Origin of the sequence: Candidatus Avoscillospira sp. LCP25S3_F1 (assembly GCF_052117125.1) — a bacterium.
In the GTDB taxonomy this organism is placed as follows: domain Bacteria; phylum Bacillota; class Clostridia; order Oscillospirales; family Oscillospiraceae; genus Avoscillospira_A.
Map to the genome: position 1 here is coordinate 1 of NZ_JBQKJT010000051.1, position 2,928 is coordinate 2,928.

The 2,928-nt window shown below is 54.3% G+C and carries 3 protein-coding genes; all 3 read left to right on the top strand.

Features of this window, described 5'->3' with window-relative positions; genetic code table 11:
* Positions 1-311 (top strand): hypothetical protein (locus ACTQ33_RS16990; protein ID WP_441465672.1); only part of this gene is annotated, 311 nt, incomplete at its 5' end.
* Between the two features lie 116 nt (positions 312-427).
* Complete coding sequence (locus ACTQ33_RS16995; protein ID WP_441465673.1) at positions 428-1,915, top strand: glycoside hydrolase family 32 protein; 1,488 nt, start codon at positions 428-430, stop codon at positions 1,913-1,915.
* A gap of 3 nt (positions 1,916-1,918) precedes the next feature.
* Positions 1,919-2,928 (top strand): carbohydrate kinase family protein (locus tag ACTQ33_RS17000; RefSeq protein WP_441465674.1); only part of this gene is annotated, 1,010 nt, incomplete at its 3' end.

The window sequence follows — 2,928 nt, forward strand, 5'->3', positions numbered from 1 at the left end:
TGCCGCAGTTTTCCTGCGTTCCGCTACGCTCCACTTCGGAAAACTGCGCTGTATTACCATGCTTTTCAGATTTTGGGTGTTTCCAGACTGCACATTTCTTGACATTTCCAATTCGAGTGCTGTGGGTATTTCTCCCCATTTTGGGCGGCGCGGTGATAGGTCTGAGTATACCGGGCTTACTGCTATTTCTGCCAGCGCCGGTGTGCTGGCTGGGAAGCATGACCATTGAGAAGGTCTTTCGGCTGCATATGCAGCCGGAAGACCTGGAAAAAGAAAGTGGCGATAAAAAAACGCAAGAAACAAGACAATAGAAGGATATTGCTGTGTGTGAGAGATTGGAGAAGGCACGGGCGTTTAAACGTCAATATGCATTGCTGATGCTGGAGGTGGAATGCCCTGCCTTTCATGTGTATAAAAAGGAGAAAAAATGATGATTAGTGAAACCTTACAGCGCGCCCGGGACTATGAGAAGACAAATTTTCCCCTTGTGGCGGAACAACTGCCGAAATTTCATGTGACCGGTGGGGTGGGCTGGATCAACGACCCCAACGGTTTTGCCCCCTTTCAGGGAGAGTACCACCTGTTTTATCAATATCACCCCTATGAGACAAAATGGGGTCCCATGCACTGGGGCCATGTGAAAACCAGGGACTTTATCCACTGGGAGCGACTGCCTGCTGCCATGGCGCCGGACGAAGCGTACGATAAGGACGGCTGTTTCTCCGGCGGCGCGGTGGAAATGCCGGATGGGCGGCACCTGCTGATGTACACCGGCGTGCGCACCGTCATCGGAGAAAACGGGGAGAATCAGACTTTCCAGACCCAATGTATTGCCATCGGAGACGGTGTCAACTACGAGAAATACGCCGGCAATCCGGTGATCGGCACCGATGTGATCCCGGAGGGCGGCAACACCACCGACTTCCGCGATCCCCAGATCTGGCGGGAAGATGGACGGTACTATGTGGCGGTGGGCAACCGCCTCAACGCCGGCAGCAGCACGGTTCTGCTGTTCCAGAGCGAGGACGCAGTCCATTGGGAGTTCGTCAGCAAGTTGGCCACCTGCCAGCATCCCCGCAGCAACATGTGGGAATGCCCCAACTTCTTCCAGTTGGGCGAGGAGCATGTCCTGTTGGTCAGCCCTCAGGACATGATGGCCGTGCTGCCGGAATTCCACCCCGGCAACTCCAACCTGTGCGTCATGGGTACCTACGATCGGGAGTCCCATCAGCTCTGCCAGGAGCGCATGCAGTCCATTGACTACGGTCTGGACTTTTACGCGCCGCAGACACTGGAGGCTTTGGATGGACGCCGGATCATGATTGGTTGGATGCAAAACTGGGAAACTTCCGGCCATGTTCCGTCCGGCCAGCGCTTTACGGGCCAGATGACCATTCCCAGAGAGCTGACCATCCGCAACGGAAGACTGTGTCAGAACCCGGTGCGGGAGCTGGAGAACTGCCGGTGCAGAAAGGTCTCTCATCAGAACGCCATGATAACCGGTGAAACTGTCTTGGAAGGCGTCCGGGGCCGTTTTCTCGACTTGACCGTGACTGTCCGTCCGGAAGAGGGAGGTTCTCTGTTCAATTGGTTCCAGATTGATGTGGCCCGGGATGAGGACCATCAGACTTCCATCCGTTTTATCCCGGATGACAATGTCATTCGCATCGATCGCACCCAAAGCGGACTGCCCTGGGATATTGTGAATGTCCGGGAATTCCCGGTGCGGGAGGATCACGGCCGGCTGAAGCTGCGGCTGATCCTGGACCGGTATAGTCTGGAGATCTTTGTCAATGACGGGGAGCAGGCGGCTACCAGCATCTTCTACACGCCCCTGGAGGCCAAGGACATTGTTTTTACCTGTAAGGGAACGGCCCGGGTGGATATGGAACAGTATGATTTGGAGGTGGATTGACCAGTGGAAACACAATTTGACGTGGTGGCGCTGGGAGAGCTGTTGATTGATTTCACGGAACATGGAACCAGCGCCCAGGGAAACAGCCTGTTTGAAGCCTGTCCGGGCGGCGCACCGTGCAATGTGCTTGCCATGCTGCGGAAGCTGGGAAAATCCTGTGCCTTTGTGGGCAAAGTGGGAAATGATATGTTCGGAAATTTGCTGCGCAGGGTCATTGTGGAGGCGGGAATCAATGCCGACCACCTGCTGATGGACGATCAGGTTCCCACCACATTGGCCTTTGTCCAAACGCTCGAAGGCGGAGACCGGGATTTCTCGTTCTATCGGAAACCCGGTGCGGACATGATGCTGGCCGAGGAAGAACTGCCGCTGGAAGCGATTCAAAAGGCAAAAATATTTCATTTTGGAACCCTCTCCATGACGCATCCGGGCGTCCGCAGAGCGACGGTAAAAGCGGTAGAGACGGCAAAGCAGGGCGGCGCGTGGATTTCCTTTGATCCCAACATCCGCCCGCCGCTATGGGCAGATATGGAGGACGCCAGAAGCGCCGTGGCCTGGGGATTGTCCCAATGCGATATTTTGAAGATCGCGGATAATGAGCTCCTGTTTATGACCGGGGAAGAAGATTTCTACCGGGGCGCCGCCAGTTTACACCGGCAGTATCCCAATATTCAAGTGTTGAATGTCACAGCAGGAGCAGATGGAAGCTATTCTTTTTATGGAGAAGATGCTCCGGTGTTTGTACCTTCTTGTAAACTGGGCGGCGTTTTGGAAACGACCGGGGCTGGAGACACATTTTGTGCCAGCGTACTAAACTACATTCTGGAACACGGAATAGAAGGTCTGTCCATTGAAAATCGGGAGGAAATGCTCCGTTTTGCCAATACGGCCGCTTACCTGATTAGGTCAGGATTTCCACCGTGCTCAAAGAAGTATCTGCGCATAGAAATGCTCGCAATGCCTGTGGTTTGTGAAAGGCATCCTTTGGATAGGTCATCAGAACCACTGCATTC